This is a genomic window from Neobacillus drentensis (assembly GCF_036966985.1).
Classification (GTDB): Bacteria; Bacillota; Bacilli; order Bacillales; family Cytobacillaceae; genus Neobacillus; species Neobacillus drentensis_E.
Genome location: NZ_JBALSN010000775.1, coordinates 1 through 206, shown reverse-complemented (window position 1 = coordinate 206; position 206 = coordinate 1). Strand labels below are relative to the sequence as shown.

Annotated in this window: 1 pseudogene; it reads right to left on the bottom strand. The window is 40.3% G+C overall.

Annotated elements, in window-relative coordinates:
- Positions 1-206, bottom strand: a pseudogene (locus V7659_RS31615) (N-acetylmuramoyl-L-alanine amidase); the annotation flags it as partial.

Genomic DNA, 206 nt, shown 5'->3' with positions numbered 1-206 from the left:
ATGCTTTGTTTTGCTTTGCTGCAATTCCTGCCGCAGAAGATGAAGTGGCATAGCCAAACCCTCTTCCTACATAGGTATTATTTGTGCTCATATTGTATTTTTTCACAATATTCGCAGCCATGTCATAACGAGTAGAGCCTTTGATTCGCGTTGGAGATTTTAATTGATTATAAGCTGCTTTTGTGACGTAATTCTCTCCGCCTACG